Origin of the sequence: Bacillus sp. BPN334 (assembly GCF_008368885.1) — a bacterium.
GTDB classification, from domain to species: domain Bacteria; phylum Bacillota; class Bacilli; order Bacillales; family Bacillaceae_G; genus Bacillus_A; species Bacillus_A wiedmannii.
On the sequence record NZ_QOZW01000002.1, the window covers coordinates 49441 to 65351 of the forward strand.

Genomic DNA, 15911 nt, shown 5'->3' on the forward strand with positions numbered 1-15911 from the left:
ACCTAACTGAATTTAAGATAAGGGAGTTCAAACCTATGAAATATTCATTATGTACTATTTCCTTTCGTCATCAATTAATTTCATTTACTGATATTGTTCAATTTGCATATGAAAACGGTTTTGAAGGAATTGAATTGTGGGGGACTCATGCACAAAATTTGTATATGCAAGAGTATGAAACGACAGAACGAGAATTGAATTGTTTAAAGGATAAAAACTTGGGAATTACGATGATAAGTGATTACTTAGACATATCACTATCGGCAGATTTTGAAAAAACGATAGAGAAATGTGAACAACTTGCAATATTAGCTAATTGGTTTAAAACGAACAAAATTCGTACGTTTGCTGGACAAAAAGGTAGCGAAGATTTCTCGGAACAGGAGAGAAAAGAGTATGTGAATCGTATTCGCATCATTTGTGAAGTATTTGCTCAGCATAATATGTATGTACTTTTAGAAACACATCCAAATACGTTAACGGATACGCTGCCTTCTACTTTGGAATTATTAGGAGAAGTAGATCATCCGAATTTGAAAATAAACCTTGATTTTCTTCATATATGGGAGTCTGGTGCAGATCCAATAGACAGCTTCCATCGACTAAAGCCGTGGATACAACATTACCATTTTAAGAATATATCGTCAGCAGATTATTTGCATGTGTTTGAACCACATAATGTATATGCAGCAGCGGGAAGTCGAATTGGTATGGTTCCATTATTTGAAGGTGTGGTAAATTATGATGAGATTATTCAGGAAGTGAGAGATACTGACCATTTTGCTTCACTCGAATGGTTTGGACATCATGCGAAAGATATATTAAAAGAAGAAATGAAAGTATTAACAAATAGAAATTTAGAAGTAGTAACTTCTTAATATAAAATGATGTAAGAGTCTCTCATTGTAGAGACTCTTTTTTAAAAAATATAAATAACCAAAAATTACCATGTATTTAAATTAAAATTTAACACAATTTATATAAATAAGGAGGTGATTGGTAATGGCTAGAAATCGTAATTCTAATCAATTAGCATCACATGGAGCACAAGCAGCTTTAGATCAAATGAAATATGAAATTGCACAAGAATTTGGTGTACAACTTGGAGCTGACACTTCTTCACGTGCAAACGGTTCTGTAGGCGGTGAAATTACAAAACGTCTAGTAGCGATGGCAGAACAACAACTTGGTGGCGGATATACTCGCTAATTGTAGAAGGTTATAGGAGAAAGGAAGGATTCTTCCTTTCTTTTTTTTCAATTAATTGGTATGAATATATTGCGAACTGAATTCAAAGAATAGGAATAATACTATATTTTCCCCAATTTCTTTTGTTGTAAATGGGAAGTAGTAAAGATGTAATAGCCCTGGTGGAATGAAAAATTACGTTCCAGCAGGGCTATTATATGGTCAGAAATATACGATGAAAGGGTTCCGAAGCCAACATGTTAAAAAAAGAAAACTGTTGTTTAATTGCGCTTGCATCAGTTCCACTTGTTATGACATTAGGGAATTCAATGCTCATTCCAATCCTACCGACTATCGAAAAGGAATTACATATTTCATCGTTTCAAGTATCCATGATTATTACAATTTACTCTATTGTAGCCATTTTACTTATACCGATTGCTGGTTATTTATCAGATCGATGGGGACGAAAGATGATAATGGTTCCGAGTTTGCTGATTGCGGCTATAGGAGGAGCGATAACTGGTTGGGTATCATGGAAAGTTGATAATCCCTACACTTGGATATTGATTGGTAGAGCGATTCAAGGTATTGGTGCTGCTGGTGCAATGCCAGTTGTTATACCGTGTGTTGGTGATTTATACAAAGATGAAAAACAAGTTAGTACAGGTTTAGGAATCATTGAAACATCCAATACATTTGGAAAAGTGCTGAGCCCTATTTTAGGATCTGCTCTTGCCGCCGTTGTATGGTTCTTACCATTTTGGGCGATTCCAGTTTTATGCGTAGTATCAATTGTTTTATTACTTGTTCTAGTAAAGGCAAAGAAACAAGAAGGAGAAGTACCACCACTTAAAGAGTTTATAAAATCGATTATCTCTACGTTTCGAGAAAAGGGAAGATGGTTGATTGCCATTTTTGTATTAGGTGCAATTATTATGCTTATTTTATTCGGAATTCTCTTTTATTTGTCGACTATACTGGAATCAAAGTATGACATTCATGGTATATGGAAAGGGTGTGTACTTGCTATCCCGCTACTTGTACTGTCACTTAGTTCATATATGGCCGGTAAAAAAATTGGAGATAATCAAAATGTTATGAAGAAGTGTATTTATATTGGTTTTTTAATGGCAGCTGCATCAGTCATCATTCCTTTATTTATAAAAGGAATTTATTTACTACTTCTTTGTCTCGTTATCATGGGGATAGGAATTGGTATGGCACTCCCATGTTTAGACTCCCTAATTACACAAGGAATTGAAAAGGAGCAAAGGGGAACGGTTACATCTTTTTATAGTTCAATGCGATTTATCGGTGTAGCAGCTGGACCACCTCTATATTCTTTTTTCATGAAGGGTGCTGACCATGAAGTGTTTTATGTAACTAGTATTTTCGCTGGTATTGGTGCTGTTATAGCAATGATTTGGATTAAACCAGCAAAAGATGCAAAGACGGTAAAACAGAAAACGGAACCTACTTCATAATCTGTAAGAGAATTGCATGGTGTTTTAAGGAACATGCAATTCTCTTTCGTTCATTAAGAATACATAACTTGTTTTAACATATAAAGCGCGACGCCCCAAATGATGAGACCCGAAAACTTATTTAATAATACGATTGTCTTTCCAGTTGAGTCTATTCTTTTTAGAAATTTCCCCGCTAAGGCTAAGCTTATAAACCAAATCCAAGAAACGATAATAGTTGCAAGTGTGAAAGCCCATTTTTCACTTCCTATGTATTGAATAGAATTTGTTCCGATTACACCGATTGTATCTAAAATTGCATGTGGATTTAATAACGAAACCGATGCAGCAAAAAGGATTTGCTTTTTTAATGGCATACTGTTTTCTTTTTTTTTATCGTTGGAAGGGTTACTTCTCCAAATAACAAAGCCCATATATAGGAGAAAGAAAAATCCAATTATATATAACGTGTTAGTTAGCCAAGAAAAAGTAAGGAGTATAAGGGAGACACCCTGCACTGCAATCAATATGAGTAACGTATCACATATAGAGGCAGTTAATACTACAGGGGCTGCCCTCCAAATGTTTGGTTGGCTCGCACCTTGGTTAAAGACGAAAATATTTTGGACACCTAATGGAATGATAAGACCAAATGCAAGAATGATACCATGAATAATTGCTTCACTCATCATATTACCTCCTATTTTAATTCAGTATGATAGTGTATATTGTATAGAAGAAATGAAAATTTGTATCCATCCATATGGTTGGAGAGGTTACCAACCATAAAGAATATAAGGTGATATGATGGAAAGATTCGTTTGGAAACCGAATATGTCTCTAGCGACTCCTCTGTATAAACAAATAGAAACGTATATAAAAGAAAGAATCGTTAATGGAGAATGGACTGTTGGAACGAAATTACCTTCACAAAGAGATTTGGCACATACATTCGGTGTGAACCGGAGTACAATTGTAATGGCTTTCGATGAACTAGTGGCAAAGGGATACATTGAAGGAAATGGCAGGAAAGGAACAATTGTTGTAAATAATAATGAGAATGCTTCAACGTACGCGCCCCCACCTAATTGGCAGTCTTATGTAGAAACAGGACTTCATTATCCGAATCTGCCTGCTATTCAAGAGATTAATCAAGCTGAATTTTATCCGCATGTAATTCGTTTAGGAACCGGGGAGCTCGCGCCAAGTCTTTTACCTGAAAAAAAGATGAAAGAGATTATGAATAAGCTTTTAGCATCAAAGGTGACACTTGGCTATGAAGAGCCGAAAGGAAGTCTCTCTTTAAGGGAAAAGATTGCGGACTATTTAAAAGGACATGGTATAGATGTAACTCCTGATTCTATATTAATTGTTTCAGGAGCGATTCAAGCGTTGCAACTTATTTCTATGGGGCTTCTTCCAAAAGGGGCATCCATCTTATTAGAAAAACCATCTTATTTATATTCTCTTAATGTTTTTCAATCAGCAGGAATGCGTTTAATTGGTATACCAATGGATGAGAACGGTTTACATGCATCATATATTACGAAATATAAGAAGCAATTTAATGCATCTATTTTATATACAATCCCGTCTTTTCATAATCCGACGAACTTTAGTATGAATGCGAAGAAACGAATAGAAGTGATGGAAATATGTAACGAAATTGGTTTGCCTATTATAGAAGACGCGGTGTACCAAGACTTATGGTTTGATGAGCCTGTTTCAAAGCCTTTAAAAGCATATGATAAAAACGGAATTGTACTACATATTGGGAGTATGTCTAAAGTTATTAGTCCAGGGTTAAGAATTGGATGGATTGTTGGATCTGAGCCAGTCATTCAAAGATTGGCAGACATAAAAATGCAAACAGATTATGGTTCAAGTTCTATATCCCAGCAAATTGCAGCGGAATGGTTTGCAGATGGATTGTATGATGAACATTTACAGTTTGTAAGAACTAAGTTGAAAAAACGTAGAGATTTTATGTTGCAAATGTTAGAGAAATATTGTCGTGATATAGCAACATGGTATGAACCGACAGGTGGTTTTTATATTTGGTTACATATGAATGTACCCGTTTCGAACCGTAGCTTATTCGACAAAGCTTTGAAAGAAAAGATTTTATTAAATCCAGGTACTTTGTATGATAGAAGTGCAAACCAATTTTTGCGTCTATCCTATTCATACGCAACGTTAGAAGAAATTGAAATAGGTATCAAAAAACTTGCACAACTAATGAAAAAGTAAGAGGAGAAAATAATGAAACAATACGTAATTTGCCAAATTATCAATGGAGAAAAATATTTAGCTGCTTATGCGGAGTCGAAGCAGGATGCAATTGAAAAAGCAGAATTGTTAGGATTACGAACGGGAAATCGATACACAGTTATTACTGCGGAAGAAGCTGAAGGGTTAACGTATCCTTAAGCAACGAATAATAATGATGCAGCAGGAAGTAAATAAGCCTCGTAATCTATGATATTACTAGGCTTATTTTTTTTGAAAGCGTTACGTGTTCTCGTATGAAAAATAATAGTATTATGAGTCAAGTTGACGGAAATACCGATTTGTTTTTCGGTCCTGATTTCCGTTTCTATAGTCATCAATATATTGTCTGAAGTTCCAAGATTGTAAAAACTTATTTGCGGCGTTATAACCAGAATTGTAAAGCCACTCTTTTTCTTCCTTTGTTAACTCAAAGTTTGTACTTGTAATGGATCCTGTTGGAATTGTAATTGTTCTTGCTTTTGATTCCTTATCTAAATGACGTAAATCATGGGCTTGCATCATTGTTTTAAAAAGTCCTTTGAACATGGAGATAGGCTCGTTATAATGGGCAGGATCAGCTTGAATCTCATCTTTTACGAAATGAAATCCAAATGTTGGCCAGCGAGGAGAGGAAGGTGAGTCGAAAATCCAAATTGGGTAATTGCTTAAAATCCCTCCATCAACCATATAACAAGGTTGCTTCCATTTTGGGGTTCTCCATTTTACCGGTTCAAAGAAGAAAGGGATTGTACTACTCATTCTTACAGCTTTAGCAATAGAGAAGCGATAATTTAAAAATCCGTAGTTTGGTAAGTCATCAGGAAAGATAACCATTTTACCATTACTTATATCAGAAGCGATAATTTTAAGTTTATTTAAATCAGGTAAATCTGTAAATAAGTGAACTCCTTTTTTACGAAGTAATTCTTCAATCCATTCTTCTATAAATATATTAGAGTAAATACCAAGAGTAGTCCATGCGCTTAATCCTTTTCCGATAAAGGGGATTCTGTCAATAAAGGTTCTCTTCGTAAATGTATTATAATCGATATCAGTTATAATCGTTTTTAACTCTGAACAAGAATATCCTGCTGCTAGGAGCGCAGCGATAATGGAACCAGCTGATGTTCCAGCTACACGCTCCCATTCATAGCCTTTTTCAGCTAACGCGCAAATTGCCCCTACATGTGCAATCCCGCGTACACCGCCTCCTTCAAAAACACCATCAATCTTCATCAATCATACTTCCTTTCGAATAAAAGATTTGAAAATGGAAAAAAAGCACGTATTGTACGTGCTTTTTTACAATAGTTTTTAAATTTACTAGCAGCCTACAAAGCCGCCCCAACAGCTAGCTCCGATGATGATTAGAAGGATAAATAAAACGATTAATAAAGCGAAACCTCCATAACCACATCCACCACAACTACCGCCGTAACCGTAACCGCCGCAACTATATCCGTAACCCATGTGGAATTCCTCCTTAAATTAAAAATAAAAATGAACGAGGGGAAAATGTACTGGAAGAAATAATGAACTATCGTGTTTGTAGGAACAATGTATACTATGCTTTTTTTAACTTGTTCGCGTATGAAGGAAGAGCCCGTTTTTTTGGAGGCTTGTTGTTTTTACAAAGAATGGAGTATAATTTTTGTGCGATGATACAAATAAGTATGTAAATATAAGGAGAATTTATGAATAAACAAATTGAAGTATTAATTGATAAATATGGGCTGACACATTTAAAAGAAGAACTTATTAATACTGTATTTCCTAGTGTGAAAGTTGTGCCAAAGCAGGAGGAAACAGTTGCGGTAGGTAGTTCGAAAATGGGAGGAGTTCCTGATTTACCATCTGCATTTGAATACCCAATGTACAAAGGAAACCCGTTACAGTTTATCGCTCAATTTAATTTAAATGATTTACAAAATGTTGGTATGGAGTACAATCTACCTAAGACAGGAATATTATACTTTTTCAGCGTTGAAAATTACTTTGAAGAAGATGTGAATCCAACTGAAGCGGGACGTGTACTTTATTATGATGTTCCTGTAGAGCAATTACGAAGGGCCGATGAATTGCAAACAAATTATAACCAGTGTGCAACTACTTTTGAACTGACATATAAATTGCCAGAGCTTTTCATTGAAGATGAGGCTGATTCAGATCGTTTCTTACAATTGCTTGAAGAGTTAATTCCAGATAACTACGATAACCATCAAATGTTTGGTGAGCCATTCTCTGTACAAGAGGAAGTATTATATGAGACAGGAGAATATATGGGGATCGACCCGCAGCAAATGACACTTTTATTCCAAATTGACTCAGATACTAAAAATTGTAATATGATGTGGGGAGATTTAGGGATGCTTTATTTCTGTATTGGAAATGAAGACTTGAAAAATCAACGTTTTGAAAATGCATGTTGCGTATTACAACCTTTTTACAATGTTAAATATGCATAATCTCATATGACCTATACGAAAAAGTATTGTATACTCTGAAACTATACGATACTTTTTTCGTATAGTTATAGAATGTAAGGAGTGACGAGATGGGAAAGACAAGTAAGTATGTGACAGCTACCCTGCTTTGTTCAACAATAGTAATGGGAGGCTTACAGGCGTCATCTGTATCTTATGCAGCTACGAATTCAACTGTAGCGACATCACAATCAGATGCAAAGTTGTTAAATGATGTTAGAAAAGAATTAAAACAACAGGTTGATAATCGAGAAGAAAATATTACAATCACATATAAATCAAAAGATAGAAATGCTAGAAATGTTATGGACCAATTGTATGGCGAGTTTAATAAAGTTGTAGACGCAGATGAGTATGTAAAATATAATGTAGCGTCTACTAAATATTCTATTAAAGGGTTACCAGGAAACTATACGTTTACACTGCAAGTGAAATACCGTGAATCAAAAGAGCAAACACAATATGTGAAATCTCAGGCAAAAGCAATTATCGGTTCAATTGTAAAACCAGGAATGGATGAGCATGAGAAAGTAAAAGCTATTCACGATTATGTTGTGAAACATGTATCTTATGATACGTCTTATAAAGCGTATACAGCATATGAAGCATTAGCGAATCGTTCTGCCGTTTGCCAAGGATATACGTTATTAACATATGAATTGCTACAAGAAGCGGGTATCCAAAATCATATTGTAACAGGTACAGGAAATGGACAAGCTCACGCATGGAATATAGTGAACATTGAAAACAAATGGTACCACCTTGATACGACATTCGATGATCCAGTACCGGATAAAGCTGGGCGCGTAACATATTCATATTTTAATATGTCTGACGAGCAATTAAGTAAAGATCATGAATGGGATCGTAGTAAATACCCGGCGGCAACTACAAGTTACTTTAATGAATTAACAAACAAAATAAAAGCGGATAGTTCAAAAACTGCTACGTATGAACAAATGTTAAAAGAAACAAATTTAAAATATTTGTCTGCACAATACGGAGCAGATAATTATAGTGAATTTAAGAAAAAATTACAGCAACAATTCGCTTCTAAACCAGAAAAGGTAGAAGTACGATATAAGCAATCTATGGATGGAACGATGCAAGATATAAAGAAAGTGTTAAATGAAATAAATTGGCCAAAAGGTGCAAAACGTGTATCTTATGAAGTAGCACCATATAGTGCAATGGCAGATTATTCATTAGCGACAATTACATTTACTTATTAATTAAGAAGAGCATCTTGGAAAGGTGCTCTTTTTATTATGTATCACTTTAAAAAACAGAATTGTGTGATAAAATATAAAAAGGAAGGATGTGGGATTTGAATGGATTTGTTCGAAAGTAATATTTTTACATTGATATATACTTGTTTAGTAATCGGACTTATCGTTTTGTTTTTCCTATCATTTACTTTGTTCCATAGAAGATTATTGCAAAACAGCGCTGCAAAAAAACAACATGTAATTAATATGAATAAGAAGCTAGATCGAATGATTGAATTGCTTGAAAAAGATAAGAAATAATGATAGAAGATGTATGAAAAGGGGAAGAGGATGGCTAATTATATAAAAGAATTACGTGAAAAAGTAGGTCACGACTGTGTTCTCATAAACTTTGCGGGTGGTTGTGTGTTGAATGAACATGGAGAAGTATTACTGCAAAAAAGAGGTGATTTTAACGCTTGGGGATTTCCTGGCGGTGCAATGGAAATTGGAGAATCTGCCGCAGAAACCGCGATTCGAGAAATAAAAGAAGAAACAGGTTATGATGTGAAAATAAATGAGCTTATCGGGGTGTATACAAAATATTTTCAAGCATATCCAAATGGAGATAATGCCCAGTCAATTTTAATATTCTTTTCATGCTCAATTGCCGGAGGAGAGCAAAAAGTAGACGGTGATGAAACGTTGGAATTGAAGTTTTTCCCGCTAAACCAAATGCCACCATTGTTTAATCAACAACATGAGGATTGTTTACAGGACTTACTAGAGAAAAGAGTAGGGGTGTATCGTTAACATAAAAAAGAAGCTAATGAGGTTAGCTTCTTTTTTTATATAATTTATTTCCACCAATCATCAAACATAGACGCTGGTACTTGTCTTTTATGTTCGCTCACTGTGTAACGTTTTTCAATTTTTTCTGCAACGTCAGCTGGAACTGCTTTACCTTCTAAATAATCATCTAGTTGATCATATGTAATGCCTAACTCTGTTTCATCAGCTTGACCTGGTTTTTCATCTAATAAATCAGCTGTTGGCATTTTTAAGTAAAGTCGCTCGTCTGCATCTAATTCTTGTAATAGAGCGCGTCCTTGGCGTTTCGTTAATCCCGTTAATGGTAATAGGTCTGCACCACCATCTCCGAATTTTGTAAAGAATCCTGTAACAGCTTCTGCCGCGTGATCAGTTCCAATCACAAGTAGCCCTTGTTGACCACCGATTGCGTACTGCGTAACCATACGGATACGTGCTTTCACGTTACCTTTATTGAAATCTGTTAATGATTCACCTAGTACGTTTTCGTATTGATTTGAGAAAGTATCAACTGTTGACGCAATATCAAATGCAACAGATTGATCAGCTTGAATAAATTGTAATGCTAATTGCGCATCATCTTCGTCTTTTTGCACTTTATAAGGAAGGCGCACTGCGATAAACGTTGCGTTACCACCTTCATTACGAATTTCCTCCACTGCAAGCTGAGCTAAACGTCCAGCTAATGTAGAGTCTTGTCCGCCACTAATTCCAAGTACAAATCCTTTCGCACCCGTTTTTTTCACATAATCTTTTAAGAAATCAACACGTTTACGGATTTCTGTTTTCGGATCAATTACAGGCTGAACATGTAATGCTTTCATAATCTGTTCTTGTAATGTCATTATGTTTCCTCCTATTCGTATTAAAGCGGTAAATAAGTTTATATGTATATTGGCACATACTTCTATCCTTTATTATTTCGCAAAACTAACGAATATACAATAGGATGCGTGTATGAATATGAATGTAGTCATTATAATGAAACTGCTTCATTTAAGCAATTTTTTTGAAACCTTTCAATAATGTAAGGTTTTTGTCATTTGAATCGATGGAAGCTATTTCCGCATTTTACTAATATAAGAACATAGTTAGCAGAAGGGCGGAGAAGTAATATGAACATTAGAGAACTCGCATACCGGAATGTAACACGAAATAGACGAACATACTCAGCATATTTTTTAAGTAGTGCATTTGCAATTATGGCCTTTTTTGTGTACTCATTTTTTGCGTTTCATCCGGCATTAAGCGCTGGAGAATTGGGGCAGTATGTATTCGTAAGTATGTCTTTTGCACAGTCCATTATTTACCTATTTACGTTTTTCTTTATTTTATATTCGATGGGAATGTTTTTAAAAACGAGAAAGCGTGAATTAGGAATTTTAATGATGTTAGGTATGACGAAATATCAATTAAAGCGTCTTATCTTCTTTGAAAATATTATGATTGGAATAGGGGCCATTATTTTTGGGATACTTGCTGGAATGCTGTTTTCCGGAATATTAATATTTGTAGCTCCGATGATATTAAAGTTAGATATTTCCTTAGCTTATTACATACCAATGAAAGCCATTGTTGTAACGAGTATTATGTTTTTCGTATTATTTATGATCATTTCATTGTTTAGTGCAGGAATGATTCGGAAAAATAAAATTATGAAATTGTTTAGAGGATCAGCAGAAGCGAAGCCGGAACCGAAAGCTTCCATTATTTCTTCTATATTAGCAGTCATATTGCTTAGTGCGGGATATGCAGGAGCGCTTCTGTCACACGGCGCAATGGTATTTGTCATGATGATTCCTGTTACAACGGTAGTCATTATTGGTACGTATTTGCTGTACAAGCAGTTGAGTGTCTTTATTATTAGACTATGTAAAAAAAGTAAACGTTTCTATTGGACACAGACAAATATTGTTACGTTATCAGATTTAGCTTACCGTATGAGAGACAACGCCAGAATGTTCTTTATTGTAACTATTATTTCAACTGTAGCATTTTCAGCAATAGGTACATTAGTTGGTTTCGCATCAATGACGAAAGGAATTATGGAGAGACCAATTGCGTTTCAGTATCATTCTAAGCAAGGAAATAGTAATGAATCACAACATTTGAAGCTGATTGACGAAGGATTAAAGAAGCATAGTATAGCAGCTGTTAAAGCTACTATTTCAACGAAAAGGACAGAGGAGCAGTCGCTAAGAAGCGTCATTTTCATAAAAGAATTAGATTATAAGGAGTATGCAAAGTTAACAGGAGAACCATTTCAAACTGTTGCAAATAAAGAAGCTTTATTTTTATCAGTCGATATACCAGGACCACCGATGAAAGAAAGAAAAGAAATTACTTTACCACATTTGAATGAATCTTTAAAAGTGAAAAAAGTTAATACTTCTTCATTAAGTAAAATACTAAGAGGTAACGTTTATGTAATCTCTAAAAATCAATATGACGCATTACAAGATGGATTTAAAGAGGAAAAAGATTATGTGTACAAAACAGAAGGAATGAAAGATGAAATAGAGGTTGGTAAAGAACTTACTCATCAAATGAAGACTTATGAAGAACATGCAACGTTTAGTGCAGAAGAGTATGAACAAAACCAAAGTTTACAAATCGCAGGACCAATTCTATTTGTAGGTTTCTTTATCGGTATAGTATTTTTCGTATGTGCAGGAAGCTTCCTTTACTTCCGTTTGTTTTCTGATTTGGAGGATGATACTCGTTTGTTTGAAATGATTCGAAAAGTAGGCTTAACGAGTGGAGAATTATCGAAAGTAGTTACAATTCGATTGGCACTTTTATTCTTCGTTCCAATAGGTGTTGCAACATTACATGGAGCAGTAGCGTTAACTGCTCTGGGACAGATGTTTGAGTATTCACTATTTAAAGAAAATGCGATTGTATTAAGTATTTTCGTAGGAATTCAAATTGGTTACTTTTTACTGATAAGATCCCGTTATTTAAAACAATTGAAAGAGAGATTACGCATTCGTTAAATGTGTTTTTTTAACTTGAGTACAAAATTTTCTAAAAAGAGACAAGTATTACCAAAAAGTGATAAAATGGAAAGAGCGAGGTGGAAAAACTAATAGAAAGTAAGGGGGAATTAATATGAAAGCAACAGGAGTTATTCGAAAAGTAGACGAATTAGGACGAATTGTTATTCCTAAAGAATTACGTGATGTATTGGGAATACAAATCAAATCACCACTTGAAATTTTCGTAGAAGAAGATAAAGTCATTTTACAAAAATATCAACCTTACAATGCTTGTCAAATAACAGGTGATGTTTCAAATCAAAACATATCATTAGCAAATGGAAACATTACTGTTAGTATAGATGGAGCGAAACATTTAATAAAAGAAATAGAGAAGTTTTTAAATAAGAGTGAGGTTTAGTCTTAATTTAATTTATTTTTAAAATTTCATATCATTCTTTAAAAACTATAAAAGGACCATTAAATTGGTTCTTTTATTTATCTCGTAATTTTTCGTGTCTAAAAATTACGAGATAAATAAAAGAGTAGTATAAAATTAGTAAGCTATATTGAGAAATATTTTTAAGGAAGGAAAACGAAACGAATAAAACGAATGTTACATTTAAACCTTTTCAAAAGTGGTCTGAAATGAAAATAATATATTTTCAGGAGGGATTACGATGAATAGTAGTACAGCGAATAAACAAAAAGGTATACAATTGATTCCTTTTACAGTAGATAAGGTGGTTGAACAAGTAAATGAAATTCCACCAGGTGTACAACTCATTCATGCTCCACAAGTATGGGAGAAGAGTGCGAAAGGAAAAGATATTGTTGTTGCCGTATTAGATACAGGTTGTGATGTGAATCATATAGATTTAAAGGATCGTATTATCGGTGGAAGAAATTTCACGAAAGATTACGAAGGGGATCCAAATATTTATCTTGATAATAACGGACACGGTACTCATGTAGCGGGGACAATTGCAGCGACTGAAAATGGGGTCGGTGTTTTAGGAGTCGCACCACTTGCTAAAATGTTAGTGTTAAAGGTTTTAGCGGGAGATGGTTCTGGAAGTTATGAGCAAATTATTGAGGCGATTCATTATGCTGTAAATTGGAGAGGACCTAATAAAGAAAGAGTTAGAGTCATTTCAATGTCACTTGGTGGCCCGCAAGACGTTCCAGAATTACATGAAGCAATTCAAAATGCGGTAAGGCAAGATGTTCTCGTCGTATGTGCTGCTGGGAATAATGGAGATTGTAATGATAACACGGAGGAACTGGACTTCCCAGGTGCGTACTCAGAAGTAATTGAAGTCGGCGCTGTTAATTTAGAACGGAAAATCACATGTTTTAGTAATTCGAATCAAGAAATTGACTTAGTGGCGCCAGGCGATGAAATTTTATCTACGTATCCTGAAGGGAAATATGCGGTATTAAGTGGAACTTCTATGGCGACACCGCATGTCGCTGGAGCGCTCGCATTGCTTATTAAGCAGTGTGAGAGAGAATATGGTAGAAAATTATCAGAGCCAGAAATATATGCACAACTTATTAAAAGAACTATACCTTTAGGGTATGAACGTACATCTGAAGGGAATGGATTAATAGATTTATTAAAAGAATAGCAAATACGAAAAAACATCTCATATGAATATGAGATGTTTTTTCGTATGGTTCTGTCGCATATACAAGGGAATCTAGTATTTAATTCTTTTTCATGCAACGTATATTAGAATGGTGGTTATCCCATACGTCTGTTCATAAAATTATAAAAGGTACATAAGAACTTGCATCGTAACAACGAAAACCGCTATAAGGTTAGAGGAGGTATATACGGATGATATATCAAGCTATCCAGCAGTTAATTGATCGTGCTATTGAAGTTCAATTGATTGAAAAAGAAGATGAAATATATACAAGAAATCAAATCCTTTCCTTACTTCGTTTAGATGACTTTGTAGTGGAAGCGTCAGCGCCCGCAAAGAAAGCAATTTCGGAGTTATTGGAAGAGTTAATTGAATATGCTTGTATGCATAAAGTCATTGAGGCAGTAATGGACGAGAAGGAGATTTTAGCAAGTGCAATTATGGATGTATTTATGTCCAAACCGTCCGTTATCAATTCGCTATTTTATGAAAAATACGAACAAAATCCGAAGGCTGCGACAAATTACTTCTATGAGTTAAGTAAAAACAGCAACTATATCCAGATGAAGCAAATTTCCAAAAATATAAATTATAAAGTAAATACGGAATATGGACCCATTGATATAACGATTAATTTATCAAAACCGGAAAAAGACCCGAAACAAATTGCTAGAGAGAGAGTATTGGAAAGTACAAATTATCCAAAATGTTTACTCTGTATTGAGAATGAAGGATATAGAGGCAGAATTGGACATCCAGCACGCTCGAATCATCGTATGATTCGTATGAATCTTACAGATGAAAGCTGGTTTCTACAGTATTCTCCGTATATATATTTCAATGAACACTGTATTGTATTGTCTTCAGAACACCGTGATATGAAAATTGACCGTCAAACATTTTTACGTTTGTTAAAATTTGTAGAAAAATTCCCACATTATTTCCTTGGTTCCAATGCAGATTTGCCAATTGTAGGAGGATCTATTCTAACACATGACCACTATCAAGGTGGAAACTATGAATTTGCTATGGCAAATGCATCAATCGACTTAATTTTTGAACTCACTAACTTTCCAGAAATGCAATGTTCTATTATTAAATGGCCTATGTCAGTTATTCGCTTAAGAAGTAACGACATAGAACAAATAGTAAATGCAGGGGAGTACATATTAGAGAGGTGGAAGGGATATAGTGATCCTTCTGTTCATACATTTGCATTTACGAATGATGTTCCACATAATACGATTACGCCGATTGCCCGCTACCGGAATAATATGTACGAATTGGACCTTGTTTTGCGAAACAATCGTATAAGTGAAGAACATCCGCTAGGTATTTTCCACCCTCATGCGGAAATACAACATATTAAAAAGGAAAATATCGGACTGATTGAAGTAATGGGGTTAGCTGTACTTCCGGCGCGATTAAAAACAGAACTTCAGGAAGTGGAAAAATTCTTACTTAACATTCCAAGTGATATTCCAACGCCTCATATACGATGGGCAGAACAATTAAAAATCAAATATGAAAATCGGATACATGAACAAAATGTACAGGAGATTATAAGAAAAGAAGTGGGACGGAAATTTATACAGGCGCTTGAAGATGCTGGTGTTTTTAAACGAGATGACGAAGGGATATCGGCATTTAAACGTTTTATTCAGAAGTTAAATAAGGAATGAACTTAGTAGTGATGGTGATTACAAAATGACCTAATTATATGATAAGGGAGGTAATAATATGGAGGAGTGTGAGCATAAGCAACTACAGGAATTGAAACAGATAGGCGGCCCTATATTAATGATGTGTATAAAATGTAATCAAATAATTAAAG

The 15911-nt window shown here is 34.7% G+C and carries 17 protein-coding genes; 13 read left to right on the top strand and 4 right to left on the bottom strand.

Translation table 11 applies throughout. The features are described from left to right. Positions 1 to 35 precede the first annotated feature (35 nt). The 3 genes from DN393_RS01295 (at position 36) to DN393_RS01305 (ending at position 2675) form a co-directional block, all read left to right on the top strand. Entirely contained in the window at positions 36 to 878 is an 843-nt protein-coding gene (locus tag DN393_RS01295) for a sugar phosphate isomerase/epimerase family protein (RefSeq protein ID WP_064474223.1), read from the top strand. A gap of 124 nt (positions 879 to 1002) precedes the next feature. Next, complete coding sequence (locus DN393_RS01300) at positions 1003 to 1209, top strand: alpha/beta-type small acid-soluble spore protein (protein WP_000113545.1); 207 nt, start codon at positions 1003 to 1005, stop codon at positions 1207 to 1209. Positions 1210 to 1445: 236 nt separating this feature from the next. Continuing rightward, entirely contained in the window at positions 1446 to 2675 is a 1230-nt protein-coding gene (locus DN393_RS01305) for a bacillibactin exporter BcbE (protein WP_064474222.1), read from the top strand. A gap of 53 nt (positions 2676 to 2728) precedes the next feature. On the opposite strand, the gene DN393_RS01310 is transcribed toward DN393_RS01305, so the two are convergent. Next, positions 2729 to 3343 (bottom strand): LysE/ArgO family amino acid transporter, encoded by a 615-nt coding sequence (locus tag DN393_RS01310; protein WP_064474221.1) that lies wholly within the window; start codon positions 3341 to 3343, stop codon positions 2729 to 2731. A 118-nt stretch (positions 3344 to 3461) separates the two neighbouring features. Between DN393_RS01310 and pdxR the strand changes: the two genes are divergently transcribed. Continuing rightward, a complete protein-coding gene (gene pdxR / locus DN393_RS01315) occupies positions 3462 to 4904 on the top strand; it encodes a MocR-like pyridoxine biosynthesis transcription factor PdxR (protein WP_064474220.1) in 1443 nt (480 codons plus the stop codon). A 12-nt stretch (positions 4905 to 4916) separates the two neighbouring features. Next, entirely contained in the window at positions 4917 to 5084 is a 168-nt protein-coding gene (locus tag DN393_RS01320) for a DUF3933 family protein (RefSeq protein ID WP_000816376.1), read from the top strand. Between the two features lie 111 nt (positions 5085 to 5195). Here the strand turns inward: DN393_RS01320 and DN393_RS01325 are convergent, their stop codons facing one another. Together DN393_RS01325 and DN393_RS01330 are read right to left on the bottom strand one after the other, a co-directional pair. Beyond that, the gene (locus DN393_RS01325) at positions 5196 to 6161 is read right to left on the bottom strand and encodes a patatin-like phospholipase family protein (protein WP_064474219.1); all 966 of its coding nucleotides are present in this window, start codon (positions 6159 to 6161) and stop codon (positions 5196 to 5198) included. 87 nt (positions 6162 to 6248) lie between these two features. Continuing rightward, positions 6249 to 6395 (bottom strand): YjcZ family sporulation protein, encoded by a 147-nt coding sequence (locus DN393_RS01330; protein ID WP_000540425.1) that lies wholly within the window; start codon positions 6393 to 6395, stop codon positions 6249 to 6251. Between the two features lie 224 nt (positions 6396 to 6619). Between DN393_RS01330 and DN393_RS01335 the strand changes: the two genes are divergently transcribed. The 4 genes from DN393_RS01335 (at position 6620) to DN393_RS01350 (ending at position 9429) form a co-directional block, all read left to right on the top strand. Beyond that, complete coding sequence (locus DN393_RS01335) at positions 6620 to 7390, top strand: YwqG family protein (protein ID WP_149173267.1); 771 nt, start codon at positions 6620 to 6622, stop codon at positions 7388 to 7390. A gap of 89 nt (positions 7391 to 7479) precedes the next feature. Then, positions 7480 to 8640 carry a transglutaminase domain-containing protein gene (locus DN393_RS01340; RefSeq protein ID WP_088048526.1) on the top strand — a complete coding sequence of 387 codons (1161 nt, stop codon included), beginning with the start codon at positions 7480 to 7482 and terminating at the stop codon, positions 8638 to 8640. Positions 8641 to 8739: 99 nt separating this feature from the next. Then, positions 8740 to 8937 carry a DUF4083 domain-containing protein gene (locus DN393_RS01345; protein ID WP_088048527.1) on the top strand — a complete coding sequence of 66 codons (198 nt, stop codon included), beginning with the start codon at positions 8740 to 8742 and terminating at the stop codon, positions 8935 to 8937. Positions 8938 to 8967: 30 nt separating this feature from the next. Further along, positions 8968 to 9429: an NUDIX hydrolase gene (locus DN393_RS01350; RefSeq protein ID WP_088048528.1), complete on the top strand. Its 462-nt coding sequence runs from the start codon at positions 8968 to 8970 to the stop codon at positions 9427 to 9429. A gap of 44 nt (positions 9430 to 9473) precedes the next feature. Here the strand turns inward: DN393_RS01350 and nadE are convergent, their stop codons facing one another. Then, positions 9474 to 10292, bottom strand: a complete 819-nt coding sequence (gene nadE / locus DN393_RS01355; protein WP_088048529.1) for an ammonia-dependent NAD(+) synthetase — start codon at positions 10290 to 10292, stop codon at positions 9474 to 9476. Positions 10293 to 10562: 270 nt separating this feature from the next. Between nadE and DN393_RS01360 the strand changes: the two genes are divergently transcribed. From DN393_RS01360 to galT, 4 genes are all read left to right on the top strand, one after another. After that, positions 10563 to 12443 carry an FtsX-like permease family protein gene (locus DN393_RS01360; RefSeq protein ID WP_088048530.1) on the top strand — a complete coding sequence of 627 codons (1881 nt, stop codon included), beginning with the start codon at positions 10563 to 10565 and terminating at the stop codon, positions 12441 to 12443. Positions 12444 to 12558: 115 nt separating this feature from the next. Further along, positions 12559 to 12846, top strand: coding sequence for an AbrB/MazE/SpoVT family DNA-binding domain-containing protein (locus DN393_RS01365; protein ID WP_064474212.1), 288 nt, complete (start codon positions 12559 to 12561; stop codon positions 12844 to 12846). 259 nt (positions 12847 to 13105) lie between these two features. Further along, positions 13106 to 14056, top strand: coding sequence for a serine protease (locus DN393_RS01370; RefSeq protein ID WP_064474211.1), 951 nt, complete (start codon positions 13106 to 13108; stop codon positions 14054 to 14056). Between the two features lie 212 nt (positions 14057 to 14268). Next, positions 14269 to 15759, top strand: coding sequence for a UDP-glucose--hexose-1-phosphate uridylyltransferase (galT, locus tag DN393_RS01375; RefSeq protein WP_064474210.1), 1491 nt, complete (start codon positions 14269 to 14271; stop codon positions 15757 to 15759). Positions 15760 to 15911 lie beyond the last annotated feature (152 nt).

Bases quoted from the DNA above. Each gene is read 5' to 3' on its own strand.
- DN393_RS01365 (WP_064474212.1), top strand. From the start codon at position 12,559: ATGAAAGCAACAGGAGTTATTCGAAAAGTAGACGAATTAGGACGAATT.
- DN393_RS01320 (WP_000816376.1), top strand. From the start codon at position 4,917: ATGAAACAATACGTAATTTGCCAAATTATCAATGGAGAAAAATATTTA.
- DN393_RS01325 (WP_064474219.1), bottom strand. From the start codon at position 6,161: ATGAAGATTGATGGTGTTTTTGAAGGAGGCGGTGTACGCGGGATTGCA.
- DN393_RS01350 (WP_088048528.1), top strand. From the start codon at position 8,968: ATGGCTAATTATATAAAAGAATTACGTGAAAAAGTAGGTCACGACTGT.
- DN393_RS01310 (WP_064474221.1), bottom strand. From the start codon at position 3,343: ATGAGTGAAGCAATTATTCATGGTATCATTCTTGCATTTGGTCTTATC.
- DN393_RS01305 (WP_064474222.1), top strand. From the start codon at position 1,446: ATGTTAAAAAAAGAAAACTGTTGTTTAATTGCGCTTGCATCAGTTCCA.
- DN393_RS01370 (WP_064474211.1), top strand. From the start codon at position 13,106: ATGAATAGTAGTACAGCGAATAAACAAAAAGGTATACAATTGATTCCT.
- pdxR (WP_064474220.1), top strand. From the start codon at position 3,462: ATGGAAAGATTCGTTTGGAAACCGAATATGTCTCTAGCGACTCCTCTG.
- DN393_RS01335 (WP_149173267.1), top strand. From the start codon at position 6,620: ATGAATAAACAAATTGAAGTATTAATTGATAAATATGGGCTGACACAT.
- DN393_RS01330 (WP_000540425.1), bottom strand. From the start codon at position 6,395: ATGGGTTACGGATATAGTTGCGGCGGTTACGGTTACGGCGGTAGTTGT.
- nadE (WP_088048529.1), bottom strand. From the start codon at position 10,292: ATGACATTACAAGAACAGATTATGAAAGCATTACATGTTCAGCCTGTA.
- DN393_RS01360 (WP_088048530.1), top strand. From the start codon at position 10,563: ATGAACATTAGAGAACTCGCATACCGGAATGTAACACGAAATAGACGA.
- DN393_RS01345 (WP_088048527.1), top strand. From the start codon at position 8,740: ATGGATTTGTTCGAAAGTAATATTTTTACATTGATATATACTTGTTTA.
- DN393_RS01300 (WP_000113545.1), top strand. From the start codon at position 1,003: ATGGCTAGAAATCGTAATTCTAATCAATTAGCATCACATGGAGCACAA.
- galT (WP_064474210.1), top strand. From the start codon at position 14,269: ATGATATATCAAGCTATCCAGCAGTTAATTGATCGTGCTATTGAAGTT.
- DN393_RS01295 (WP_064474223.1), top strand. From the start codon at position 36: ATGAAATATTCATTATGTACTATTTCCTTTCGTCATCAATTAATTTCA.
- DN393_RS01340 (WP_088048526.1), top strand. From the start codon at position 7,480: ATGGGAAAGACAAGTAAGTATGTGACAGCTACCCTGCTTTGTTCAACA.